The organism is Pseudomonas sp. v388, assembly GCF_003935425.1.
Classification (GTDB): domain Bacteria; phylum Pseudomonadota; class Gammaproteobacteria; order Pseudomonadales; family Pseudomonadaceae; genus Aquipseudomonas.
On record NZ_RHQN01000006.1, the window covers coordinates 200,798 to 226,092 of the forward strand.

Consider the following 25,295-nt stretch of genomic DNA (forward strand, 5'->3'; position numbering starts at 1 on the left):
CCGCATTGAAACTGACCTGCTGTTAACCGTTCAATTTCAATCTCTTCGTCGTTTACGCCGCGTTTGTATCGTTGCGTTCACGTCTCTGAGGCGCGCTATTCTACAATTTTAAAAACCCCTGTCAACCCTCTAAATTGCTTTGAAGACAATGATTTGCGATTTTTTTTCAGATCGCCTCCCCGCTTCGGTTTTTCAGCACGGCTGCTCCATAAAAAAGGGCTCCCATCGGGGAGCCCTTCGCTGGCGTCCATATAGCAGGGCGAAATCAGGCAAACACGATCTCGTCGTCACTCACCGAGCCGGTGATGCTGGAGCCTGCCACGAAGCTGCCCGACAGGATCAGCTGCGCCAACGGGTTCTCGATCCAGCGCTGTATGGCGCGCTTTAACGGCCGTGCGCCATAGACCGGGTCGTAGCCGACGGCAATCAGCTTGTCCATTGCTTCGGGGCTGAGGGTCAGCGACAGCTCGCGCTCGGCCAGACGGCTGCGCAGGCGCCCCAGCTGGATCTCGGTAATACCGGCGATCTGATCACGAGCCAGAGGTTCGAAGATCACCACTTCGTCGATCCGGTTGACGAATTCCGGACGGAAATGAGAGCCGACCGCATCCATCACCGCAGCACGCTGCGCCTCGCGGTCGCCGACCAATTCCTGGATCTGTGCCGAACCCAGGTTCGACGTCATGACGATCACGGTATTGCGGAAATCCACCGTGCGGCCATGGCTGTCGGTCAGGCGGCCGTCTTCCAGCACCTGCAGCAGAATGTTGAACACGTCCGGATGCGCCTTCTCTACCTCATCGAGCAGGATCACCGAGTACGGCTTGCGACGCACCGCTTCGGTCAGGTAACCGCCCTCTTCATAGCCGACGTAGCCCGGCGGCGCACCGATCAGCCGCGCCACGGAATGTTTCTCCATGAACTCGGACATGTCGATACGGACCATCGCTTCCTCGGTATCGAACAGGAACTCGGCCAGCGCCTTGCACAGTTCGGTCTTGCCGACGCCGGTCGGGCCGAGGAACATGAACGAGCCGCTTGGGCGATTCGGGTCGGACAAGCCGGCACGGGACCGGCGCACGGCATTGGCCACTGCAACCACTGCTTCATCCTGACCAATAACGCGCTGATGCAGCAGGCTTTCCATCTTCAGCAGCTTTTCGCGCTCGCCTTCGAGCATCTTGGAAACCGGAATACCGGTCCACTTGGAGACCACTTCGGCGATTTCTTCTTCGGTCACCTTGTTGCGCAACAGCTGATTCTCGGGCTTGCCGTGCTGGTCGACCATCTGCAGGCTACGTTCCAGGTCCGGGATGATCCCGTACTGCAACTCGGCCATGCGGTTCAGATCGCCACGACGCCGCGCGGCTTCCAGCTCCTGACGAGACTGCTCGATCTTTTGCTGGATCTGCGCAGAGCCGGTGACCTCGGCTTTCTCAGAGGTCCAGATCTCTTCCAGATCGGCATATTCCAGTTCCAGCCGCTCAATCTCGACCTGGAGTTTTTCCAGGCGCTTGATCGCAGCATCGTCTTTCTCTTTCTTCAGCGCCTGGGACTCGACCTTCAGTTGAATCAGGCGGCGCTCAAGACGATCCAGCACTTCCGGCTTGGAATCGATTTCCATACGGATGCGGCTGGCGGCTTCGTCGATCAGGTCGATGGCCTTGTCCGGCAGCTGGCGGTCGGTGATATAGCGGTGGCTGAGCTTGGCCGCCGCGATGATCGCGCCGTCGGTGATGGCGACCTTATGGTGAACCTCATAGCGTTCCTTGAGGCCACGCAGGATCGCAATGGTGTCTTCCTCGCTCGGCTCGTCCACCAGGACTTTCTGGAAGCGTCGCTCCAGCGCCGCATCCTTCTCTATATATTGGCGGTACTCATTGAGCGTGGTGGCACCGACGCAGTGCAGCTCGCCTCGGGCCAGCGCCGGCTTGAGCATGTTGCCCGCATCCATGGAGCCTTCGCCTTTGCCGGCGCCGACCATGGTGTGCAGCTCGTCGATGAACAGAATGATCTGCCCTTCCTGCTTGCCCAGTTCATTGAGCAGCGATTTCAGGCGCTCTTCGAACTCCCCTCGATATTTGGCACCGGCAATCAGCGCGCCCATATCCAGCGACAACAAGCGCTTGCCGCGCAGGCCGTCCGGCACTTCGCCATTGATGATGCGCTGCGCCAGACCTTCGGCGATGGCGGTCTTGCCCACGCCTGGCTCGCCAATCAGAACCGGGTTGTTCTTGGTGCGGCGCTGCAGGACCTGGATGGTGCGACGAATCTCGTCATCGCGACCGATCACCGGGTCGAGCTTGCCCTCTTCCGCACGCTTGGTGAGGTCGACGGTGTATTTGTCCAGCGCCTGGCGGGACTCTTCAGCATTGGGGTCGTTGACCGCATCGCCACCGCGCAGGTTGTTGATGGCGTTTTCCAGTGCTTTCTTGCTGACGCCCTGGCCGAGCAGCAACTTGCCGATCTTGCTGTTCTCGTCCATCGCAGCGAGCAGCACCAGCTCGCTGGAAATGAATTGGTCACCCTTCTGCTGCGCCAGACGGTCGGCCTGGTTGAGCAAGCGCGCCAGATCCTGCGACATGTTGACGTCGCCGGTGGGGTTCTGAATTTTCGGCAGCTGGTCGAGCTCTTTGCTCAACTCCTTGCGCAGGCTGTTGATGTCGAAACCCACTTGCAGCAGCAAGGGCTTGATCGAACCGCCCTGCTGTTCAAGCAACGCCTGCATCAAGTGCGCAGGCTCGATGGCCGGGTGATCGAGGCCAACGGCAAGCGATTGGGAATCGGATAACGCTAATTGCAACTTGCTGGTCAATCTATCGATACGCATTAGTCACCTTCCTTTCAATGCAGGCCGGAGCAATGAACACACCTATAACGAAAACCTGCTGGATAGCCCTGTAGATGCGGCCGATTCTGCGGGTTTCAAGCTTGGTTCGATTGATACAAGTCAGGCCAATGGTCAGGAAAGCCTAGCTGGCCTTGCGCGGATAGCCGGTAATCAGGCGTGTTCGATCCAGATCAGCGAGGCGAAGCGGCCGGTGCGGGCGCTACGACGATAGGAAAAGAAGCGCAGATCGGTGACGGTATCGAAACCGCCCCCATAAAAGGCGGTAATGCCTTGAGCGGCCAGACGCAGACGCGCCAGCATATAAATGTTGGCCATGAACCGGCCGGCATTCATGCTGGGCAGAAACGCGGAAGCGGTTTCGGGATGAGTGTTCATAAAGGTATCGCGCACTTCGGTACCCACCTCAAAGGACTGCTGACCAATGGCAGGACCGAGCCAGACCATTATCTGGTCAGGCGCTACCTGAAGACTGGCCGCCGTAGCTTCCAGCACTCCGGCCGCCAGCCCGCGCCATCCGGCATGGGCAGCTGCGACACGACTGCCGTCCCGCGTACAGAACAGGGCCGGCAGGCAGTCGGCGGTCATGATGGTGCAGGCAATACCGGGTGTGTCGGTCCAGCTGGCGTCGGCCTCGGCAACCACCGTCGGATCGGCGTGGGCAACCGCCACACCGTGCACCTGACGTAGCCAGGCGGGCTGGACCCGGAGCCGGGAAGTCAGCAGCAGGCGATTGCTGGCAACCGCCTCCGGACGATCATCGACATGATCCCCCAGATTGAAGCTGTCGAACGGGGGAAGGCTAAGCCCACCGGAACGCGTGGTCACGCACGATTTGATCGATGCAGGCGCGGGCCAGTCGGGAATCAGCCAGTCGTTCACCCGATGAACGCCTCGCGGTCCTGCTTGAGCAACGACAGCAGCCAGACGAAGTCGTCGGGCAGTGGCGATTCCCAGCTCATGCGCTTGCCGGTCGTCGGGTGATCCAGCTCCAGGAAGCGGGCATGAAGCGCCTGACGCGGGAACGTTTTGAGCGAGTCGACCATGGTCAGGCTGGCTGCCGGCGGAATGCGGAAACGACCACCGTAGGCTGGGTCGCCGACCAACGGATAGTTGATGTGCGCCATGTGCACGCGGATCTGGTGAGTGCGGCCGGTTTCCAGCTTGACCCGCACATGGGTATGGGAACGGAAGCGCTCCAGCACACGGTAATGACTGACCGCCTGCTTGCCGCCTTCCATCACCGCCATGCGCTGGCGCTGTTGACCGTGACGGCCGATAGGCGCATCGATCTTGCCGCCCGCCGTCACCACGCCGATCACGATGCATTCATAGATACGGCTGACGCTGCGGCTCTGCAGCTGGGTAACCAGCTGCGTCTGCGCCTGGATGGTCTTGGCAACGACCATCAAGCCGGTGGTGTCCTTGTCCAGACGGTGCACGATGCCGGCACGCGGGACATTGATGATGTCCGGTACGTGATGCAGCAGCGCATTGAGCAAGGTGCCATCGGCATGGCCGGCGGCCGGATGCACGACAAGCCCGGCCGGCTTGTTGATCACCAGGATCTGGTCGTCTTCGTAGACGATATCCAGCTCGATGTCCTGGGCGACCCATTCTCCCTGGGCCTCCTGCTCGGCGATCAGTTGCAGGACCGCGCCACCATGCACAATGTCACGCGGGCGCAGCACGCCACCGTCCACAGTGAGGCGGCCGTCCTTGATCCAGGCGGAAAGGCGCGAGCGCGAGTGCTCAGCGAATAATTGTGCGGCGACTTGGTCGAGGCGTTGACCACCCAATTCGGACGGCACCTCTGCGCGGAGTTCTATATTTTCGGACATGACCAGACTAGGTGGCGGCTAGCCTTTGGTTTCGGCAGCGCGCTTGTGGTTAAATACGGCGTCTTTTGTCCCGCAGGTTTCGCGGGGCGCTCATCATAACAGGACGGCCACGCCCAAGACAGCGGGCCGTTATAGGGACGCAAGCCGCCATGCAAGTGAAACACCTGCTGCTGATCGCCATCCTCGCAACGACTGCGGCCTGTTCGTCGAAGGAAGTCATCGACGAAAACCTCAGCGAAGTCGAGCTGTACCAGCAGGCGCAGGCCGACCTGGGCAATAACAGCTATAACAGCGCCACCGAGAAGCTCAAGGCGCTGGAATCACGCTATCCGTTCGGTCGCTACGCCGATCAGGCCCAGCTCGAGTTGATCTACTCGAACTACAAGAACGGTGAACCCGAGGCCGCCAAGTCGGCTGCCGAGCGTTTCATTCGCCTGCATCCGCAGCACCCCAACGTCGATTACGCCTATTACATGAAGGGTCTGACCTCCTTCGACCAGGATGTCGGCCTGCTGGCGCGCTTCCTGCCGCTGGACCAGACCAAGCGCGACCCGGGCGCCGCTCGCGACTCGTTCAACGAATTCGCCCAGCTGACCAGCCGCTACCCCAACAGCCGCTACTCGCCTGATGCCAAGCAGCGCATGATTTACCTGCGCAACCTGCTGGCTTCCTACGAAATTCACGTAGCCGACTACTACCTGACCCGTCAGGCCTATGTCGCTGCGGCCAACCGTGGCCGTTACGTCGTGGAAAACTTCCAGGAAACACCTTCGGTTGCCGACGGCCTGGCCGTGATGGTCGAGTCGTACCAGCGCCTGCATCTGGACGAACTGGCAGCCACCAGCCTGGAAGTCCTCAAGACCAACTACCCGAATCACCCGCAACTGGCCGATGGCGAGTTCACGCCACGTCAGGCCGAGGCCGACAACCGCTCGTGGCTGTCCAAGGCGACGCTGGGCCTGATCGACGGCAGCACGCCGCTGCCGCCGGGTCAGACCCGCGCCAACCAGGATGTCCAGCGTCAGTACCAGGACGCCAAGGACGCCATCCCGAAAGAGTTGCTGCCGGAAAACCAGGCGGAACTGGACGAGCAAGCCGAGGAAGAAGCCCAAGCGCGAGGCGAGAAAAGCCGCTCTTGGTTCAGCTACATGACCCTGGGTCTGTTCGACTGATACCTGCGTTTGAAGAAAGAGGCCTGCGGGCCTCTTTTTTTATGCCTGCCGTTCCACCTCCGTGCCTGGAGCTGCAACGATTCGCCTCTGTCCGGCCGCCCGCAGCTTGGCTACACTGCTCAAACTTCCCTCACAAAGCTGGTACTCATGTTTCGCATAATTATGTGGGCCGCATTGATCGCGATTGCGATCTGGTTCGTCAAGCGTCTGATCAACCCACCCACACCAAAAAAACGCCCTCAGCCGCCTGGAGATGCCGCGGCTCCCATGGTGCGTTGCGCCAACTGTGGCGTTCATCTTCCTCGTGACCGTGCATTGAGCCAGGAACAGCAATGGTATTGCAGCGAGTCGCACCGGCTGGAAGGCCCTGCGGCTCGTGACCGCTGAAACGCTGTCACTCGACAGTCCGCAGGCGCAGCGCATCCTGCGCCTGTACCACCTGTATCGGCTGACCATCGGCGTCTTGCTGGTCCTGCTGATCTCTAGCAGCCTGGACACCGAACTGCTGCAGATGGCCGACACCAACCTGTTCCGCGCGGGCTGCTGGCTGTATCTGGTATTCAACATTCTGGTGGTGGTGCTGCTGGAACGGCCCCGCCGCAAAGCCCAGCTTTTCAGCCTGGCAATGATCGACGCGATCCTGCTGTCGGGTCTGTTCTACGCCGCTGGCGGACCCTCGAGCGGCATCGGCAATCTGCTGATCGCCTCGGTCGCGATCAGCAACGTTCTGCTGCGCGGCCGCTTCGGCCTGGTGATCGCCGCGACTTCGGCCATCGGCATCATCTACCTGACGTTCTACATCAGCTTCAGCACCCCGGCGGTTTCCAATGACTACGTGCAGGCAGGCTCTTTGGGAACCCTGTGCTTCGCCGCCGCTCTGCTGGTGCAGGCGCTGACCTCGCGCATGCATGTCAGCGAGGTGCTGGCAGAGCAACGGGCGGCGGATGTCGACAATCTGGAAGAACTCAATGCGTTGATCCTGCAACGGATGCGTACCGGTATCGTGGTGCTGGATGCACGCCGCCAGGTCCTGCTCGCCAACCAAGGCGCGTTGACCCTGTTGGGCCACGAGCAACTGGTCGGAGAAGTGATCGACGACTATTCCCCGCAGCTGGTCGACCGCCTGCGGCAATGGATGATCAACCCGATCATGGTGCCGCGCAGCATCACCACTTCGGCACTGGGCCCCATTCTGCAACCCAGCTTTGCCGCCCTCAACCGTGGAGACCAGCGCCAGACGCTGATCTTTCTCGAAGATCTGTCGCAGATCACCCAGCAGGCGCAGCAACTCAAACTCGCGGCACTGGGGCGTCTTACCGCCAGCATCGCCCATGAGATTCGCAACCCGCTGGGTGCGGTCAGCCATGCGGCTCAATTGCTCAACGAATCCGAAGAGCTTGAAGCACCGGACCGACGCCTCGGGCAGATCATTCTCGACCAGTCGCGGCGCATCAACCTGGTGATCGAGAACGTCCTGCAACTCTCCAGGCGCCGCGAATCGCAACCCGAATTGCTGGACCTGAAGCTGTGGCTGGAGAATTTCGTGGCGGACATTCGCCGCAGCGCCCCACCCCACCAGCTCACGCACACCGAGATCGGCCAAGGCACGCTGACCACGCGCATGGACCCGGAGCAATTGACTCAGGTGGTGACCAACCTGTTGCAGAACGGACTGCGCCACAGCGGCAAGATCCATGACGTAGCTCAGGTGTGGCTGAAACTGTTTCACGACCCCAAGAGCGATCTGCCGACCCTTGAGGTTGTGGATGACGGCCAGGGCGTGGCGCAGCAGCACCTGAGCAAGATATTCGAGCCGTTCTTCACCACGGAAAGCAAAGGCACGGGGCTGGGCCTCTACCTTTCGCGCGAACTCTGCGAAAGCAACCAGGCGTACCTCAATTACAGCCCGCGCCAAGGCGGCGGCAGTTGTCTGCGCATTACCTTCGCCCACCCGTTCAAACCGAGCTGAGCATGAGCCCACGGCAAAAGATCCTGATAATCGATGACGAGCCCGATATCCGTGAACTCCTGGAGATCACGCTGGGACGCATGAAGCTCGAGACTCGCAGCGCCCGCAATGTGGCCGAGGCGCGTGACTGGCTGGCGCGCGAGTCATTCGACATGTGCCTGACCGACATGCGCCTGCCCGACGGCAACGGCCTGGAACTGGTGCAGCATATCCAGCAGAGCTATCCACAACTGCCGGTGGCGATGATCACCGCCCACGGCAATCTGGATACCGCCATCCACGCGTTAAAGGCCGGGGCGTTTGATTTCCTCACCAAGCCGGTGGACCTGCACCGCCTGCGGGAACTGGTCAAAAGCGCGTTGCGGTTGCATCCGGTGGCACAGAATGAGCGCAGCATCGACAGCCGCTTGCTGGGCAACTCGCCGCCCATGCGCACCTTGCGTAAGCAGATCAGCAAGCTGGCGCGTAGCCAGGCGCCGATCTACATCAGCGGTGAGTCAGGCAGCGGCAAGGAACTGGTGGCCCGCTTGATCCATGAACAAGGTCCGCGCAGCGACAAGCCGTTCGTGCCGGTCAACTGCGGCGCCATTCCTTCCGAGCTGATGGAAAGCGAGTTTTTCGGGCATCGCAAAGGCAGTTTTACCGGCGCCCATGAAGACAAGCCCGGCCTGTTCAGGGCCGCCCATGACGGTACGCTGTTCCTTGACGAAGTCGCGGACCTGCCGGTGAACATGCAGGTGAAACTGCTTCGGGCCATCCAGGAAAAATCCATCCGCAGCGTCGGCGACCAGCAGGAACAAGTGGTGGATGTACGGATCCTTTGCGCCACTCACAAAGACCTCAGTGCGGAAGTGGCAGCCGGGCGCTTCCGCCAGGATTTGTATTACCGCCTGAACGTCATTGAATTACGCGTTCCACCCCTGCGTGAGCGGCGCGAGGATATCGACCCGCTGGCCGCCAGCGTGCTGCAACGCCTCGCCGGCAGTTGCGGGCAGCCGGCTGCAAAACTGCATCCTTCGGCGCTGGAAACCCTGCGCAGTTACCGTTTTCCCGGCAACGTGCGGGAGCTGGAGAACATGCTGGAGCGGGCGTATACCTTGTGCGAGAACGACGAGATTCATGCGTCCGACCTGCGCCTGTCCGATTCTGTTGCGCCTCAGGAACAAGACGGCCCCAGCCTCGCCGACATCGACAATCTGGAAGATTATCTGGAAAGCATCGAACGCAAACTGATCCTCCAGGCGCTGGAAGAAACCCGCTGGAATCGCACGGCCGCGGCGCAACGGCTGAACCTGTCGTTCAGGTCGATGCGCTATCGCTTGAAGAAGCTGGGGCTGGATTGAGCCTTCGCCAGCAAGACGGATCGCCGCCCGCTGGCTTCTACAGAGCGCGTGCTTGACCTGGAGGAGCCGGCTGCCGGCGAAGACGGAACTGGGAACGCGGAGAGTTACAGCCCTGTTGGAGCATAGGGCGCCGGGTCGATAATCGGCTCGCGCTTCAGCAGCAGATCCGTCAACAACTGACAGGACGCCGGGGCCAGCACCAGGCCGTTGCGGTAATGGCCGCAGTTGAGCCACAAGCCATCGATACCCGGCACCGGGCCGATGTAGGGAATGCCTTGCGGCGAACCGGGACGCAGTCCGGCCCATTGGGCAACCGGTTCGGCATCTGCCAGTGCCGGCAACAATTCGATGGCCGAGGCCTTGAGGCTTTCCAGCGCCGCATCAGTCGGGGTCTTGTCGAAACCCTCATGTTCCAGCGTACTGCCGATCAGGATGTGCCCGTCGCGGCGAGGAATCGCATAACGCCCTTTGGCCAGCACCATGCTCGATAGAAAATCCGACGCGCATTTGTACAGAATCATCTGGCCTTTGACCGGTTCAACCGGCAGCGCCAACCCCAGCGTCTTGAGCAGTTCTCCACTCCAGGCGCCAGCCGCCAGCACCACGCGATCACCCAGCACCTCGCCCATTGAGGTACGAACGCCCGCGATCACTTCGCCTTTTTGGACGAAACCCTGAACTTCACAGTGCTCGCGAATCTCGACATCGGGCATGGCCTGCAAGGCCGCCTTGAGGGATTTGACCAGGCGCGGATTGCGCACGTTGGCGACGTCGGCCATATAGACCGCCCGAGAATAACCGCCACCCAGTGCCGGAACCGCCTTGTGTACGGTAGCGACGTCGATGGGTTGCAGCGGACGATTCTCGCGGGCGGCCCATTCCAGCGCCTGCTGTTCGTCGTCCAGATCCAGCCAGTAGAGGCCGGTTTTATGCACTTCGGGATCGATGCCGGTTTTGCCGAACAGGCGCTCGGCCAGATGTGGGTAGAAGTCCTGCGACCAATGCGCCAGCGCCGTGACCGCAGGGTTGTAACGCCATGGATAGAGCGGCGAGACGATCCCGCCACCGGCCCATGATGATTCCTGGCCAACGCCGGACCGATCAAGCAACGTCACGCCGATCTGTTCGGATGCAAGGTTGAAGGCGGTCAACAATCCGATGACACCGCCACCGACGATCACAACGTGTTGCTTGGGCATCTTGGTCTCTGGCAAAAAAGTAGGTTAACGGCCCCAGCATTCTTTGGTGCTGGTGACGGTGCCGCCTGTGTTGGTGCGTGCACCGGTGTTGGTAATCGTGAATACGCCGCACTTGTCATTGGCCATCATGCCTTTGCCGGTCGCGGCGAGGGAGAAGGTCTGAGGGGCGAGCGTAGGCACGATATCGTAGTAGGTGTTGCCACCGGATATCGTCGGCCCAGGGGTCCCGTTGTAGACACCGTTCCTCGAGTACCAACGCTCCAGTATCTGGGACTGCTCGCTCAACAACGTCGCGATATCGGCCCGATGGGTACGCCTCACATATTCGGTGTAACTGGGATACGCAATGGCCGCCAGAATACCGACAATTGCGACCACGATCATGAGTTCGATCAAGGTAAAGCCTTTGGTTGTCGCTCGCATAATCACTTCCCTACTGGATTTGTCGCCACATGATGCGTTGGAAAACACTAGCCGCACCGCCCTCTTCGGGTAACCGTTGCCAGTTTCCGCTGGAGTCCTGCAGATACTTGTAATCGTCGGCGGGGGACGAGTCGCTGGTCCCGGCACCTGCCGGCTCGAGGACGGCGGTAATAACAGGTATGCCGGTGCCTATACTCACTCCCGCAATCAGCTTGTCCGAGGCATTGACCAAGCCGTCTCCATTGGTGTCCAGCACGGCGTAGGTCAACATGTTTCCGGTTGCGGCATCCAGTTCGAACAAACGCCCCGTTCCTGTACTTTCACAAGGATCGCTGGAGTTAACGGCAGCCGTAGTGAACAGGATTCGTCCACGACTGGTTTGGGCTGGAAAAATAATGCGTTCTCCGATATAGGGCGCCGAGGTGAATAGTGGGATGTACCAGCCCCTCTTGGTGGTCCAATCCACGTTATTCCCTGTCGATTTGAAGTAGCTGCCGCCGGAGTCATTGACCGTCTCGACTGAGTTCTGAACTTGCAAGCTGCCCTGACCAAGGTCCCCGGATGCACCATTGGCGTCCCATACCGCATAAAAAGCCTGCTGCCCGTTGGTTTGCTTGTCTGTGGCTTCCAGGAACTTACCCGTGCCGAAGTAAATGATCTTTCCGTTCACTGGGTGGTCCAGCACGAAAGGCTGCACAGTGATCGGCTGGCTGGCTTTACCGGGAGCCGTAAACAGTGGCGCTCCGTCATAGGCCACCTTCCAGCTGGTCGCGGCCGCGCCGCTGAGGTCGAACTTCCACAATCGCCCTTTCAGGTCGCCTGCATAAGCGGCCTGGACCACGTTCTGTGCATTGACCAGCAACCGCACTGACGACAGCCCGTTGTCGGTTTCGGTCGCTGGGGTGGGAATCTCGGCGATCAGTTCTCCGGTACTAGCGTTCAACACGAACAACGAAGCTCTTCCGGTAAAACTGCCGTACCCATTCCCTACCACGACAATGCCAGTCCCGTTTACCATTCGAGCGGCTTCAGGCTTGGAGTATGTATACCCGAGGTTGTTGAACTTATCGGCTGGCGTGTTAGTACCAGGTGCCTTCACCTCCCACAGAGCGCTGACTGTGCTGCTAATTCCCTCGAACAATTTGATGCCGAAAAAGGCTTTGCCGCCGGCACCAAGCCCACCTACCGCAACCGTACGCCAGGCACCTCCCGCTTGTTGCGTGTCAAACACGGAAATCGGGCCGTCGACCGTGAATTTATGGACGCCTGAGCCGTACGTGGTGGACGCAATAGTCGCAAGCGACGTCAGCGCGGTCGACGGCATATAAGCGTAAGTACGCCTGCCGTCGCCGTTGATCACGTTGAAGAAGCCATCGTTGGCGTTCACGAGCAAACGCAAGGGCATGCTCGCGGCCTTTCTTGTCAGGTAATCAGTGTAGGAAGGCCCCGTACCGAAGTCGGTCGAAGTCTTGGCCGAAGGCACGGCAACCGTCAGGTTGGTGTTGATCAAGTCGCCCAAAAGGCGAGTACGAGCACGCAATTTTGCATTGGCAGTGCCTTTCGCCCATGCGATGAGTTCGGGGCCTGTTACTCCTGTTGGCAGCGTGGCGGTAATGTCTACCTGTTGCGCAGCGGTCAGATTCGAGAACTCCAAGACTGCTCTGGAGGCGGCCCACGTTTCAAATGTCGGCGCTGTCGTGTTCGTGGTTATGGTTGTGTCAGTGGTCCAGGCGAGCGAGTCGCTTTCGCCGGTTGTGGGGTTGAGGTTGAAAGCGTTGATCGTACCGTGCCAGTCGGTGGGATCGTACAGGGCCTGGTAATAACGCGTGCCGGTCGCCAGCGTTGAAGAGCTTGCCGCCCCGCCACCGCCGGAACCAGCCTTGGCATAGATGTCGCTCAGTGCCAGGTTCAGCGCAGACGTAAGTCCGGCACTGTCGTTGGCCTGAAAATACTTTCCGCGCCCGTGCGTATTGTCGGCAGCATCGAGCAGCATCTGGTTATCGAGCGTGAAGCCGATGGTATAGGTGGTCAGGTTCTGTTTGGGAAAACCTGCAGTGTCCCAGTTCTTTCCAGTGAGTTCTTTGCGCTGGTTCGTCGATGGCCCCTTCATCATATCGATGTCGTAGGCGAACTGGGCGATATCGTCCAGATATAGCGAGTCCCCTTCATTACTCTCATCCCGCAGAGGCCCGTCGTTGCTGATCCCGTCCCAGTTGGGCAGGCGCCTCCGTCTCGAGCTGTCCAAAGGATCGTCCGGGTCATCGGTGGCAAAAGTTCTGTCGTAGGTCGGCAAACCATCGGTAAGAACGACCCCATAGTTTTTCTGACAACGGTACTGAATAGGGCTTGTATAAATCGAAGGCGAGCCACCATAAGCTGGGAAAGGCGAGAGGCCTCGAAAATAACGGGTTACCTGATAGTACGTTTCAGCCAAGGGCGTATTGGCCACTGCCCTTAAATTATCGATAGCCTTGAGAAGCGCGTCATAGTTCTCTTTGGCCGTCTTCGCATTGACTCCATCGGGTTGATATACGCTGGGTGCAACATAGCTCAGGTCTAGAACATCACGCAGGATATTGCCACCGGGCCCATTGTCACGGTTCACAGGGTTGTAGGTTGCGAGACCGATGCGCAGGGAGCTGTTAGCCTCAACCAGCTTGCGTGCGACTGAAACAGCTGCCGTCATCCGACTTTCGCTGGAAACGGTAACGGTCTTGTTTGCTGCGGCTTGAGCGACCAGATAGGAAAGATATCTCCCAGGGTAACGGGTCGTACGCCCCTCAGCCGGATCGGGCAAACGTAAGCATATGACAGCCCCGTTTCTGAAAAAACTGTAGTTGCTTCCACAGCCGTCGGTATTCAAGCTGCTCAAAGTTACATAGCTGTTTTCCGCAGTCGAAATCTCTTCCCCTTGAACGTACGAGCACAGCACAAGAATGCAGACATAGCGAGATTTATAAACTGCTGTTCTGGGCAGCGAGGCATCGAAGCCTGCATCAAAGATGATGGTATCCATACTGCCGGAGTTATCTACCTGCAGCATGACGTTGGGCGTCACGGCCGAGGAACTCAACAGTGGCACTTGGGCCGGGGTAAATGCATAGGCGGGTGCTGCGAGGTAAAGCATCAGCCCCGCGCCATAGATATATTTCAAGCACCGGCGAATCGTCTCAGCAACTGGCATAAATACTCTCCAGTACGGTAGTCGAGGCGCCGTCGGTGGCGACTCCTGTGACGCGGTATAGCGTGACCGTCCCGCTGCAATTGGGCCGTATGATCGGCGTGGCCGTCGTGCCCAGGTTCTGGAGGCCAAAGTAGCCGCCGCCGCCTGCCTTCCATGCCACACCAGAAGTATTATTGGTTTGTTCGGAATTGACGGTCGCGGCCTCCGCCGGAGGAGCGCAACGCGTGTCTCCGACACATTTATCCATCTTGAAATCCTTGGCCTTGATCGAGGACTCTCCCATCCGCAGAGCCGCTTCCGCCATCTGAAAGCTCTTGTTACGCTGAGTCACACTGCCGGCCATCTTCTCCTGCAAGGTCGCGTTCTGCATGGAGGAAATGCCCAACATGGTCAGCAGCAACAGAAACACCAGGCTGACAAGCAACACCATGCCCTGCTGCTGTCGGGCGAACCTGGGGCTCAATGCTCTTCGTTCTGTGGTCATGTTCAGGCTCGCATCAAAAACGGTTGCGCAGGTAAGCGACTGCGTTGAACTGCTGGTTCCGAACTCTCGCGTCCGGATCGGACAGCTCAAGCCTGATTCGGACGCTCAGGACATCCGCCCCATTGCCGGCAGTGATCGGATTGGCCGCAAGGGAGTAGGTCATGGGCTGGCCCTTCATTCCGAACGAAATCTCAAAGCTACGGACGTTCTGCAGCAAGGGCTGCGGTTGAGCCGTGCCTAGCTGCATCGTCAGATCTGTTCCGTTCAGCCTGTAAATCAGCTGTCGCAGTGGGAAGGCGGTTTGCCCTGCCGCCGGCGCTTTGGAATTGGGATAGAGCTGAGCAGTGGTCTGACAATCCGAGATGATCGTCCAGGTGGGCGACGTGCCGGACGTTCCGACATCAGCGGTCACTACCGTCAGGGCCCTGTTGGTGGCATCCCACAGGATCGGATTAGTGAGCGCAGCGGGCCTGGCGATAGCCCCCGTCGCCAGCGCGCTGTCCAGCTGCAAACATCCATACATCCCCGCCATGCGCAACTCCTGAAGCATCTTGCTCAAGACAAAGCGCGCATCTTCCTGCATGCGTGCCGAGGCGTTCTGCGTCACGAAGGTGTTTCGGGAGGCGGTGAATATCTGGATGATGCCCAGGCTGACGACCAACCCAAGGACCAGTGCCACCATGATTTCGACCAGACCGAAGCCTCTGGAAAGCTTTCTCATGGGGTCACACCGATGCGTGAGGTAATCTCGATTTTCTGCGGATTGCTGGCCTGGGCTGTCCCGCCGGAAGCCTGCGCGGTGGCGGCTGCGGCGCGGGTGTCGTCCCAGCCGACAGTAATGGTCACGAATCGATTCGGTTTGACAACGATACTGCCGGTACCGCTTGGCAGCCCTTCGATGTTGGCCCGAAAATCGGCAAGATCCTGGTCTTTGGCATTGGTCTGGTTACCGACAGGCGCAGTACCAGCGATGGGAAGGTCATAGAGCGCCAGCACGTCGGTCGAACCGTTGGCAGACGCGTTGCCGTCAACGTTGGCGCGTATGCGATCCATCATGTCGTAGGCGATGAAGCTGGCCTGGCTGCTGATGGTTGCGCTGTCTGTGTAGCGCAGGGCGTTGAGCTGAATCGCTGCCGCGCCCAGCAGGCCGATGGCAAGTATCAGGACCGAGACCAGAACTTCGATCAGGGTCATGCCGTTCTGGCGCTGTAGAGTCAATTTCCGCATGGTGAACTTACACCTACCGTGATCCGCCCGGTCAGGCAGACATTGACGGTCTTGGTTATCGAGCCACGCGTATAAGTCATCGCCACCGCCGAGCTCGGCGTGTTCAAGCCGCCGAGATTGTTGAAGTCCATCGCATTGACGTTAGCGACCACCAGTGTCGCGCCGCTGCTTAAAGCCGGAACCTTGCGCAAGACCGTTGCCGCAGTGGCCAGGGTCACCTGCAACTCGGTCGCCCAGTCGGTTCCGCTGGTTGGCGCGATGCGTACCGTCACTCCTCTGTTTATCGCCTCAAGACGCGCATAGTTGAGCGCCCGCTGCAGATCGCTCACCTCGGTTTCCACTTTGTTGTTCTGAATGGAGCTGCTGAAATTCGGGATGGCAATGGCAGCCAGGATGCCCACCAGGGACACAGTGACTAACAATTCCACGAGGCTGAATCCCTTGGCGATACGGCGCATTGAGTGTCTCCTAGACGTTACGACTATAAGGCAGCAACGCCTCTGGAAAAGCCATAGCGGGACGTACGGTAGTTTTGCGATGACGAGTGCCCGGAAGCGTTGCCAACCGTGTTTTCCAGGGAGGAAAGCGTGTGAAACATGGAGGTTTTACTCTGATCGAGCTGCTGATCGTACTGGCGTTGCTGGCAGTGCTGGCTGGCGCGGCGGCCCCTTCTTTCACTGACCTGCTGGGTAGCCAGCGCAGACAGGCCGCCGCCCAGGAACTGGCGAGCGGTATCCGCTCGGCACGTCTCACCGCCGTGACACGCAGTCAGGTGATAACGATTCATGCCATTGATGCAGACTGGAGCAACGGCTGGAGGATCATCACCGACCTGGACGGCCGCGGCCCCGACGAAAAGGACGTGCTGCTGGTCGAGCGGGCCAGCGGCGCGAAAACCCGAATCGTCGGTAACAGCAAGGTGGCGCAGTACCTGAGCTTCGACGGCCTCGGGGGCTTGCGGCGAGCCGCCAATGGCACATTGCACGTCTGCGTGAAAGACCAGCCGGTCAGCCACTACCGGATCATCGTCAGCATCACAGGTCGGGTAAGGGTCGAAGACACCAGGACCCCGCACCCACCCTGCGCATGAAGCGACTTACAGCAGCGACTTGACCCGCAGTTCCTTGGGCATGGAGAACGTGATGTTTTCCTCGCGCCCCGCCAGCTCATCGGCGCCGGTCGCGCCCCAGGCGTGGAGCTGCTGGATCACGCCGCGCACCAGCACTTCCGGTGCCGAGGCGCCGGCCGTAATGCCGATGCGCTCAACGCCGTCGAACCAGCTGCGCTGCATGTCTTCGGCGCCATCGATCAGGTACGCCGGAGTCGCCATCCGCTCGGCCAGTTCACGCAGGCGATTGGAGTTGGAGCTGTTCGGGCTGCCGACCACCAGCACCACATCGCACTCGTCGGCCAGTTGTTTCACGGCGTCCTGGCGATTTTGCGTGGCGTAGCAGATGTCGTCCTTGCGCGGACCGCCAATGGCCGGGAAGCGTGTCCGCAGCGCGTCGATCACCCGGCTGGTGTCATCCATGGACAAGGTGGTCTGAGTGACGAATGCCAGGCTTTCAGGGTTGCGAACCTGCAGACCGGCAACATCTTCTTCGTCTTCGACCAGATAAATGGCGCCACCGTTGCTCGCGTCATACTGCCCCATGGTGCCTTCGACTTCCGGGTGGCCTTCGTGACCGATCAGGATGCATTCACGGCCGTCGCGGCTGTAGCGGGCAACCTCGATATGCACCTTGGTCACCAGCGGGCAGGTGGCGTCGAACACTTTCAGTCCGCGACCGGCAGCTTCGGTGCGTACCGCCTGGGAAACGCCGTGGGCGCTGAAGATCACGATGACGTCGTCCGGCACCTGGTCGAGCTCTTCGACGAAGATCGCGCCACGCGAGCGCAGGTCTTCGACGACGAATTTGTTGTGAACGACCTCATGGCGCACATAAATCGGCGGACCAAACACTTCCAGGGCACGATTGACGATTTCGATCGCGCGGTCCACACCGGCACAAAAGCCGCGGGGGTTGGCGAGTTTGATTTGCATGCTGTGCCTCGTATTTACGTGCGGAGCAGCCCGGCCGAAGCCGGGTCATGGAGCCATTCAGGAAGCCAGTATCGCCTTCACTTCGAATATCTGCACTTCGAAGTCCAGGGTCTTGCCGGCCAGAGGGTGGTTGAAGTCGATGGTGACCTGTTCGTCATCGAACGCTTTCACCACGCCGGGCAGTTCAGTGTTGGCCGCATCATTGAAGATCACCAGCAAGCCTTCCGACAGTTCCATGTCCTGGAATTGCGAGCGTGGCATGATCTGCACGTTTTGCGGGTTGGGCTGACCAAAGGCGTTTTCCGGCAGGATCTGCACACTCCGGCGGTCGCCAGCCTTGAAGCCGAAAATCGCCGCTTCGAAACCTGGCAACAGGTTGCCGTCACCGACCTTGAACGTGGCCGGAGCCTTGTCGAACGTGCTGTCCACGGTGTCACCGTTTTCCAGACGCAGGGCGAAATGCAGGGTGACTTCCGTGTTCTGGCCGATGCGCAACTCGTTTGCTGCGCCCGAGGCCGAAGACTGATCAGTCATTGACGGTTTCTCCGGTTTTCTTGCTCTTGAACATGTCCAGCGCCAGCATGATCGCACCGACGGTAATTGCGCTGTCGGCCACGTTGAACGCCGGGAAGCCATGCTCTTTGTAGTGTACGAAGATGAAATCGATCACGTGTCCGATGGCGACCCGGTCATACAGGTTACCTAGCGCCCCACCCAATACCAGCGCCAGCGCCACCGCCAGCCAGGTGTCGTCGCGGCCGAGACGTTTGAGCCAGACGACAAGCACTGCACTGACCACGATCGCGATCAGCGCAAACAACCAGCGCTGCCAACCGGAGCTGTCGGCGAGAAAGCTGAACGCCGCTCCGGTGTTGTACGCCAGCATCCAGCTGAAGTAGTCGGGAATGATCACGATCTGCTCGTACAGATCCAGCCGGTTTTCGAAGTAGTACTTGCTGGCCTGGTCAATGACCACGACCAGCACGCTCAACCACAACCAGCTCAAACGGCCAAAACGGCCCTGCGCCGAGTTAGGCATAGTGACGCACCTCGCCGGCACCACTGATGTTGTCCACGCAACGACCGCAGATTTCCGGATGTTCCGGATTCACGCCGACGTCTTCGCGGTGATGCCAGCAACGGGCGCACTTGGTGTGGCCGGATTTGACTACTTTCAGCTTCAGGCCAGCCACTTCCGTCACGACCGCATCGGCCGGAGCCGATACCAGCGGTGCGACACTGGCAGTCGAGGTGATCAGTACGAAGCGCAGCTCGTTGCCCAGCTTCGACAGATCGGACACCAGCGACTCTTCCGCGTACAGGGTCACTTCTGCCTGCAGGTTGCCGCCGATGGCCTTGGCAGCGCGCAGGTTTTCCATTTCCTTGTTGACCGACGTCTTCACCGCCATGATCCGCTCCCAATAGGCGCGGTCCAGCTCGAAGCCTTCCGGCATTTCGGTCAGGCCTTCGTACCAGGTGTTGAGCATCACCGATTCGTTGCGCTCGCCCGGCAGGAATTGCCACAGCTCGTCTGCAGTGAACGCCAGGATCGGTGCGATCCAGCGCACCAGCGCTTCGGAGATGTGGAACAGCGCGGTCTGGCAGGAGCGACGCGCGGTGCTGTTGGCACCAGTGGTGTACTGACGGTCCTTGATGATGTCCAGGTAGAAACCACCCAGCTCCTGCACGCAGAAGTTGTGGATCTTGGAGTACACGTTCCAGAAGCGGTATTCGCCGTAATGCTCTTGCAGCTCGCGTTGCAGCAGCAAGGCGCGGTCCACCGCCCAACGATCCAGGGCGAGCATTTCCTCGGCCGGCAGGATGTCGGTCGCCGGGTTGAAGCCCGACAGGTTGGAGAGCAGGAAGCGCGCAGTGTTACGAATGCGGCGATAGGCATCGGCGCTGCGCTGCAGGATCTGGTCCGACACCGCCATTTCGCCCGAATAGTCGGTCGCCGAAACCCACAGACGCATGATGTCGGCGCCCAGCGAGTCATTGACCTTTTGCGGAGCCACGACGTTGTTCAGCGACTTGGACATCTTGCGGCCATTCTCGTCGACCACGAACCCGTGGGTCAGCAGTTCGCGATATGGCGCGTGGTTGTCGATGGCGCAACCTGTCAGCAGCGACGAGTGGAACCAGCCACGATGCTGGTCGGAGCCTTCCAGGTACAGGTCGGCGCGTGGACCGCTGTCGTGGCCCATCGGGTGCGAGCCGCGCAGAACGTGCCAGTGTGTGGTGCCGGAATCGAACCAGACGTCGAGCGTGTCGGAGATCTTGTCGTACTTGGCGGCTTCGTCGCCCAGCAGTTCGCTGGCGTCGAGCTTGAACCACGCCTCGATGCCCTCTTTCTCGACGCGCTGGGCCACTTCTTCCATCAGCTCGACGGTGCGTGGGTGCAGTTCGCCGCTTTCCTTGTGCAGGAAGAACGGGATCGGCACGCCCCAGTTGCGCTGACGCGAGATGCACCAGTCCGGACGGTTGGCGATCATCGAATGCAGACGCGCCTGACCCCAGGCCGGCACGAATTTGGTGTCTTCGATGGCCTTGACCGCACGTTCACGCAGGGTGTCGCCGGCATCAGGCTGCTTGTCCATCCCCACGAACCACTGCGCGGTGGCGCGGTAGATCAGCGGCGTCTTGTGGCGCCAGCAATGCATGTAGCTGTGGCTGATGGTTTCGGTGTCCATCAGGCTGCCGACTTCGCGCAGCTTGTCGATGATGTTCTGGTTCGCCTTGAAGATGAACTGGCCGCCGAAGAACTCCAGCGACTCGACATACACGCCGTTGCTCTGCACCGGGCTGAGGATGTCGTCGTTGCTCATCCCGTATTGCTTGCAGATGTTGAAGTCATCGACGCCGTAGGCCGGCGAGCTGTGGACCACACCGGTGCCGGCGCCCAGTTCGACGTAGTCGGCCAGATAGATCGGCGACAGACGGTCATAGAACGGGTGGCGGAAGTTGATCAGGTCCAGCGACTGGCCGGTGGTCGTGGCAATCACCGCGCCGTCGAGCTTGTAGCGCGTCAGGCAGCTCTCAACCAGCTCGGAAGCCAGCACCAGCAGTTTGTCGCCGACGTCGACCAGCGAGTACTCAAATTCCGGATGAACGTTCAGCGCCTGGTTGGCCGGGATGGTCCACGGGGTGGTGGTCCAGATCACGATCGAAGCCGGTTTGCCCAGCGCAGGCAGGCCGAATGCCGCAGCAAGCTTCGCCTCGTCGGCAACCGGGAACGCGACGTCGATGGTCGAGGATTTCTTGTCCTGGTATTCGACTTCGGCTTCGGCCAGAGCCGAGCCACAGTCGAAGCACCAGTTGACCGGCTTGAGCCCCTTGAAGACGAAGCCGCCCTTGACCATTTCCGCCAACGCACGGATTTCCCCGGCTTCATTGGAGAAGTTCATGGTCAGGTACGGATTGCTCCAGTCGCCCAGAACACCCAGACGGATGAATTCGGACTTCTGGCCTTCGACCTGCTCGGCGGCATAGGCGCGGCTCAACTCACGCGTCTTGTCGGCAGGCAGGTTCTTGCCGTGGGTCACTTCGACCTTGTGCTCGATCGGCAGACCGTGGCAGTCCCAGCCTGGAACATAAGGCGCGTCGAAGCCCGACAGGGTCTTGGAACGCAGAATCATGTCCTTGAGGATCTTGTTGACCGCATGACCGATGTGAATCGTGCCGTTGGCATAAGGAGGGCCGTCGTGCAGGACGAACTTCGGACGATCCTTGCCAATTTCGCGCAGCTTCTGGTACAGGCCAATGCTGTCCCAGCGCTGCAGAGTTTGCGGCTCGCGCTGGGGCAGGCCGGCCTTCATAGGGAAGGCGGTGTCCGGAAGGTTTAGCGTGGCTTTATAGTCGGTCATTTCAGGCTCTTGATTTGCAGTTAACCATGCCAGTGGGCACGGGCGGCGGCGACGTCCGCATTGATCGCCGTCTTGAGCGCCTCCAGCGAGGCAAAACGCTGCTCATCACGCAGCTTGTGGTGGAAAGCCACCGTCAAACGCCGGCCATAAAGATCACCGGCAAAATCCAGAAGGTGTACCTCGAGGTGGGCACTGCCGTCTCCGGCCACGGTCGGACGCACACCAATATTGGCAACTCCCGGCCAGGCCTTGCCGTCGACGTCTACGCTGACCAGGTAAACCCCGCTCAACGGCACGCGACGACGCTTGAGCTGCACGTTGGCCGTGGGCGTACCCAACTGGCGCGCCAGCTTCTGGCCGTGCAGTACCCGTCCGGCAATCCGGAACGGGCGGCCGAGCAAGCGCTCGGCAAGGGGGAAATCCGCGCCAGCCAGGGCCTTACGCACCTTGGTACTGCTGACGCGAACGCCATCGATTTCAACGGTCTGCGCCGCTTCCACGGTAAAGCCGTGGGTTTCGCCGAATTGTTGCAGGAAGTCGAAGTCGCCGATGCGGTCGCAACCGAAGCGAAAATCGTCGCCGACTTCCAGATGCTCGATACCCAGACCATCGATCAGCACGGTCTCGACGAACTCCACAGCGCTGAGCTTGCTCAGGCGCTGGTTGAACGACAGGCACAGCACCCGGTCCACGCCTTCGGCGGCGAGCAGTTCGAGCTTGTCGCGCAGGCGGGCCAGTCGGGCCGGAGCCGTCTCCGGGGCGAAGAATTCACGCGGCTGCGGCTCGAAAATCACCACGCAGCTGGGCAGACCCAACTCGACCGCACGCTCGCGCAGCCGCGCCAGGATAGCCTGGTGGCCGCGGTGTACACCGTCGAAATTGCCAATCGTGGCGACGCAGCCCCGATGATGGGGGCGCAGATTGTGGAGGCCTCTGACCAGCTGCATAACGCACTTCTTGCTCATAAAGTGGCCGATTATAACCACACACGGCCCAGGACGACAGGCAACACGCCAAGGCCCGATAACGGCTGCCGGCACGCACTGCGAAAAACCGGCAGCCACCCTTTTGAAAATGTCTACATGATCGCCTTGCGGGCAAAGTCCCGGAGGCGAAAGCCCATCAACAGCAGCATGGCGAAATAGGTAACCACACCCGCGACCACAAGAACACCCAGGCGCATGAACCGTTCGAGCATCTGGCCCTGGTCCCAGGCGGGCATTATGTGCATCAGTCCCAGCAATACCGCCGACATGGCCGTGACTGCGACGATCAGCTTGATCAGGAACTTCGTCCAGCCCGGTTGCGGCTGGAACAGATCCTGACGACGCAACTGCCAGAACAGCAGGCCGGCATTGATGCAGGCACCGACACTGATCGCCAGCGCCAGCCCCGCGTGCTGTAACGGCACGATGAAGGCCAGGTTGAGCAACTGAGTCACGATCAGGGTGAATACCGCGATCTTCACCGGAGTGCGAATGTTCTGCTGCGCGTAGAACCCCGGCGCGAGCACCTTGATCAGGATGATGCCCAGCAGGCCCACCGAATAGGCGACCAGTGCACGCTGGGTCATGGCCGCGTCCAGCGCGTCGAACTTGCCGTACTGGAACAGCGACACCGTCAGCGGCTCAGCCAGCAGGCCCAGGGCCAGCGTACACGGCAGCACCAATACGAAACACAGGCGCAAGCCCCAGTCGAGGATTCGCGAATATTCGTGGCGATCCTTCTGGGCGTAGGTTTTCGACAGGATCGGCAACAGGATCGTACCCAATGCCACGCCCAGCACTCCGGACGGCAACTCCATCAAGCGGTCGGCATAGTACATCCACGACACCGAACCTGCGACCAGGAACGAGGCGAAGATGGTGTTGATGATCAGGGAAATCTGACTGACGGAGACGCCGAGGATCGCCGGCAACATTTGCTTCATTACCCGCCAGACGCCTGAGTCACGCAGGTTCAGACGTGGCAGCACCAGCATGCCGATGCGCTTGAGATGCGGCAGTTGATAGAGCAGTTGCAACAGACCACCGGCCAGCACCGCCCAGCCCAGCGCCATGACAGGCGGATCGAAGTACGGTGTCAGGAACAGGGCGAAACCGATCATGCTGACGTTCAGCAGCGTCGGCACGAAGGCCGGAACGGAAAAGCGGTTCCAGGTATTGAGGATCGCGCCGGCCAGCGAAGACAGGGAGATCAGCAATATATAAGGAAAGGTTACCCGCAGCAGGTCGGTGGTCAGCGCGTACTTTTCAGGAGAATCGACGAAGCCGGGGGCCGTGGCCCAGATCACCCACGGCGCGAACACCACGCCCAGCAGCGTGACCAGCGCCAACGCCAGGGTGAGCAAGCCGGTGACATAGGCGACAAAAGTGCGGGTCGCCTCTTCGCCCTGCTGGCTTTTATATTCCGCCAGGATCGGCACGAAAGCCTGGGAGAACGCACCCTCGGCGAAGATCCGGCGCAGCAGGTTGGGCAGCTTGAAGGCGATGAAAAAGGCGTCCGTGGCCATCCCGGCACCGAAGGTGCGGGCGATGATCGTGTCGCGAATGAAGCCCAGCACCCTGGAAAGCATGGTGATGGAGCTGACCGCAGCCAGTGACTTGAGTAGATTCATGTAAAGAGTTGTGCGCCTTTGCCAAAGGATCTGCGATGGAGCGATCCATTTATGCGATACTCCGCGCCGCAAAAGGCCCGAAGTCAAAGCCCGCGAGTTTACAGGTCGCACGCCGGAAATGAATCCTCCGGAAAAATGTAGTGACCACTCAGCGGAACGCCCTAACTGCCCTTGACAACTCTTCCAGTCATCGGCATGATTCGCGGCCTATTTTGTTCGCTATTTCACAAAGTCTTTCGAGGAGCTCGACGGTGGCCAACACACCTTCCGCCAAAAAACGTGCAAAACAGGCTGAGAAGCGTCGCAGCCACAACGCCAGCCTGCGTTCCATGGTTCGTACCTACATCAAGAATGTAGTTAAAGCCATCGACGCAAAAGACGCTGAAAAAGCGCAAGCTGCTTATGTTCTGGCAGTGCCTGTTATCGACCGCATGGCCGACAAAGGCATCATCCACAAGAACAAAGCTGCTCGCCATAAAGGCCGTCTGAATGGTCACATCAAGGCCCTGAGCCTTGCTGCTGCCGCCTAAGCGTCCAGCTTGTTGAAAAACCGACCCAAGGGTCGGTTTTTTATTGCCTGAGATTTGATGCCGCAAGCAAAGATCAGGGCGTTTCGGGCCACGGCAGGATAGGAATCGCCGTCACGGCATTCTGCGGACTACCCTCGATAAGGCGGTCGCTGTAGACCAGATACACCAGCGCATTGCGCTTCTTGTCGAGGAAGCGCACCACCTGCATGGTCTTGAAGACCAGCGACGTGCGCTCCTTGAACACCTCTTCACCCTCCTTGAGCGGAGGCTGGAAGCGGATCGGCCCGACCTGCCGACAAGCGATGGACGCCTCGGCACGGTCTTCCGCCAGCCCCAGACCACCCCTGACCCCGCCAGTCTTGGCACGGGACAGATAGCAGGTCACGCCTTCGACTTTCGGATCATCGAACGCCTCGACCACGATCCGGTCATTCGGCCCCAATACCTTGAACACCGTCGACACCTGACCGATTTCCTCGGCGGCCGCCACTACCGGCAAGGCCAGCAGCGCGACCAGAACACCCTTCACTAAACGCATCGGACTTTTCCTT

At 60.0% G+C, this 25,295-nt stretch carries 23 protein-coding genes; 6 read left to right on the top strand and 17 right to left on the bottom strand.

Going from position 1 to position 25,295, the window contains the following annotated elements:
• Positions 1–265: 265 nt before the first annotated feature.
• From clpB to rluD, 3 genes are all read right to left on the bottom strand, one after another.
• Positions 266–2,830 carry an ATP-dependent chaperone ClpB gene (gene clpB, locus EGJ27_RS15805; protein WP_125831685.1) on the bottom strand — a complete coding sequence of 855 codons (2,565 nt, stop codon included), beginning with the start codon at positions 2,828–2,830 and terminating at the stop codon, positions 266–268.
• Between the two features lie 171 nt (positions 2,831–3,001).
• Positions 3,002–3,730, bottom strand: coding sequence for a peptidoglycan editing factor PgeF (gene pgeF / locus EGJ27_RS15810; RefSeq protein ID WP_125831686.1), 729 nt, complete (start codon positions 3,728–3,730; stop codon positions 3,002–3,004).
• Entirely contained in the window at positions 3,727–4,689 is a 963-nt protein-coding gene (rluD, locus tag EGJ27_RS15815; protein WP_125831687.1) for a 23S rRNA pseudouridine(1911/1915/1917) synthase RluD, read from the bottom strand. Before rluD ends, pgeF begins: the two co-directional genes overlap by 4 nt.
• 149 nt (positions 4,690–4,838) lie before the next feature.
• Here rluD and EGJ27_RS15820 point away from each other — a divergent pair, with 149 nt between their 5' ends.
• From EGJ27_RS15820 to EGJ27_RS15835, 4 genes are all read left to right on the top strand, one after another.
• Complete coding sequence (locus EGJ27_RS15820; RefSeq protein ID WP_125831688.1) at positions 4,839–5,861, top strand: outer membrane protein assembly factor BamD; 1,023 nt, start codon at positions 4,839–4,841, stop codon at positions 5,859–5,861.
• 147 nt (positions 5,862–6,008) lie between these two features.
• On the top strand, positions 6,009–6,248 hold the full coding sequence (locus tag EGJ27_RS15825; protein ID WP_256672863.1) for a PP0621 family protein: 240 nt from the start codon (positions 6,009–6,011) through the stop codon (positions 6,246–6,248).
• Positions 6,238–7,830, top strand: coding sequence for a PAS domain-containing sensor histidine kinase (locus EGJ27_RS15830; RefSeq protein ID WP_125831689.1), 1,593 nt, complete (start codon positions 6,238–6,240; stop codon positions 7,828–7,830). The genes EGJ27_RS15825 and EGJ27_RS15830 overlap by 11 nt, the downstream gene beginning before the upstream one ends.
• 2 nt (positions 7,831–7,832) lie before the next feature.
• Positions 7,833–9,173 carry a sigma-54 dependent transcriptional regulator gene (locus EGJ27_RS15835; protein WP_125831690.1) on the top strand — a complete coding sequence of 447 codons (1,341 nt, stop codon included), beginning with the start codon at positions 7,833–7,835 and terminating at the stop codon, positions 9,171–9,173.
• Between the two features lie 104 nt (positions 9,174–9,277).
• Here the strand turns inward: EGJ27_RS15835 and thiO are convergent, their stop codons facing one another.
• The 7 genes from thiO to EGJ27_RS15870 are packed head-to-tail and all read right to left on the bottom strand — an operon-like array spanning position 9,278 to position 16,148.
• The gene (thiO, locus tag EGJ27_RS15840; protein WP_125831691.1) at positions 9,278–10,372 is read right to left on the bottom strand and encodes a glycine oxidase ThiO; all 1,095 of its coding nucleotides are present in this window, start codon (positions 10,370–10,372) and stop codon (positions 9,278–9,280) included.
• 24 nt (positions 10,373–10,396) lie between these two features.
• The gene (locus EGJ27_RS15845; protein ID WP_125831692.1) at positions 10,397–10,795 is read right to left on the bottom strand and encodes a type IV pilin protein; all 399 of its coding nucleotides are present in this window, start codon (positions 10,793–10,795) and stop codon (positions 10,397–10,399) included.
• Positions 10,796–10,805: 10 nt separating this feature from the next.
• Positions 10,806–13,979, bottom strand: coding sequence for a pilus assembly protein (locus EGJ27_RS15850; protein ID WP_125831693.1), 3,174 nt, complete (start codon positions 13,977–13,979; stop codon positions 10,806–10,808).
• On the bottom strand, positions 13,966–14,469 hold the full coding sequence (locus tag EGJ27_RS15855; RefSeq protein WP_371920863.1) for a PilX N-terminal domain-containing pilus assembly protein: 504 nt from the start codon (positions 14,467–14,469) through the stop codon (positions 13,966–13,968). The genes EGJ27_RS15850 and EGJ27_RS15855 overlap by 14 nt, the downstream gene beginning before the upstream one ends.
• A gap of 7 nt (positions 14,470–14,476) precedes the next feature.
• On the bottom strand, positions 14,477–15,184 hold the full coding sequence (locus EGJ27_RS15860) for a PilW family protein (protein ID WP_125831694.1): 708 nt from the start codon (positions 15,182–15,184) through the stop codon (positions 14,477–14,479).
• Positions 15,181–15,690: a type IV pilus modification protein PilV gene (pilV, locus tag EGJ27_RS15865; protein WP_256672865.1), complete on the bottom strand. Its 510-nt coding sequence runs from the start codon at positions 15,688–15,690 to the stop codon at positions 15,181–15,183. Before pilV ends, EGJ27_RS15860 begins: the two co-directional genes overlap by 4 nt.
• Positions 15,678–16,148 carry a GspH/FimT family pseudopilin gene (locus EGJ27_RS15870; RefSeq protein ID WP_125831695.1) on the bottom strand — a complete coding sequence of 157 codons (471 nt, stop codon included), beginning with the start codon at positions 16,146–16,148 and terminating at the stop codon, positions 15,678–15,680. The genes pilV and EGJ27_RS15870 overlap by 13 nt, the downstream gene beginning before the upstream one ends.
• A gap of 131 nt (positions 16,149–16,279) precedes the next feature.
• On the opposite strand from EGJ27_RS15870, the gene EGJ27_RS15875 reads away from it, so the two are divergent.
• Entirely contained in the window at positions 16,280–16,780 is a 501-nt protein-coding gene (locus EGJ27_RS15875) for a GspH/FimT family protein (protein ID WP_125831696.1), read from the top strand.
• Positions 16,781–16,786: 6 nt separating this feature from the next.
• On the opposite strand, the gene ispH is transcribed toward EGJ27_RS15875, so the two are convergent.
• The 6 genes from ispH to murJ form a co-directional block, all read right to left on the bottom strand.
• A complete protein-coding gene (gene ispH / locus EGJ27_RS15880; protein ID WP_125831697.1) occupies positions 16,787–17,734 on the bottom strand; it encodes a 4-hydroxy-3-methylbut-2-enyl diphosphate reductase in 948 nt (315 codons plus the stop codon).
• A 57-nt stretch (positions 17,735–17,791) separates the two neighbouring features.
• Positions 17,792–18,268 (bottom strand): peptidylprolyl isomerase, encoded by a 477-nt coding sequence (locus EGJ27_RS15885; protein ID WP_125831698.1) that lies wholly within the window; start codon positions 18,266–18,268, stop codon positions 17,792–17,794.
• The gene (lspA, locus tag EGJ27_RS15890) at positions 18,261–18,773 is read right to left on the bottom strand and encodes a signal peptidase II (RefSeq protein WP_125831699.1); all 513 of its coding nucleotides are present in this window, start codon (positions 18,771–18,773) and stop codon (positions 18,261–18,263) included. The genes EGJ27_RS15885 and lspA overlap by 8 nt, the downstream gene beginning before the upstream one ends.
• A complete protein-coding gene (gene ileS / locus EGJ27_RS15895) occupies positions 18,766–21,597 on the bottom strand; it encodes an isoleucine--tRNA ligase (protein ID WP_125831700.1) in 2,832 nt (943 codons plus the stop codon). The genes lspA and ileS overlap by 8 nt, the downstream gene beginning before the upstream one ends.
• Positions 21,598–21,617: 20 nt before the next feature.
• On the bottom strand, positions 21,618–22,544 hold the full coding sequence (gene ribF / locus EGJ27_RS15900) for a bifunctional riboflavin kinase/FAD synthetase (RefSeq protein WP_125831701.1): 927 nt from the start codon (positions 22,542–22,544) through the stop codon (positions 21,618–21,620).
• A gap of 131 nt (positions 22,545–22,675) precedes the next feature.
• Entirely contained in the window at positions 22,676–24,214 is a 1,539-nt protein-coding gene (gene murJ, locus EGJ27_RS15905) for a murein biosynthesis integral membrane protein MurJ (protein WP_125831702.1), read from the bottom strand.
• Positions 24,215–24,465: 251 nt separating this feature from the next.
• Between murJ and rpsT the strand changes: the two genes are divergently transcribed.
• Positions 24,466–24,744: a 30S ribosomal protein S20 gene (rpsT, locus tag EGJ27_RS15910; RefSeq protein WP_003344603.1), complete on the top strand. Its 279-nt coding sequence runs from the start codon at positions 24,466–24,468 to the stop codon at positions 24,742–24,744.
• Positions 24,745–24,817: 73 nt separating this feature from the next.
• On the opposite strand, the gene EGJ27_RS15915 is transcribed toward rpsT, so the two are convergent.
• Positions 24,818–25,282 carry a CreA family protein gene (locus tag EGJ27_RS15915; protein WP_125831703.1) on the bottom strand — a complete coding sequence of 155 codons (465 nt, stop codon included), beginning with the start codon at positions 25,280–25,282 and terminating at the stop codon, positions 24,818–24,820.
• Positions 25,283–25,295: the final 13 nt, after the last annotated feature.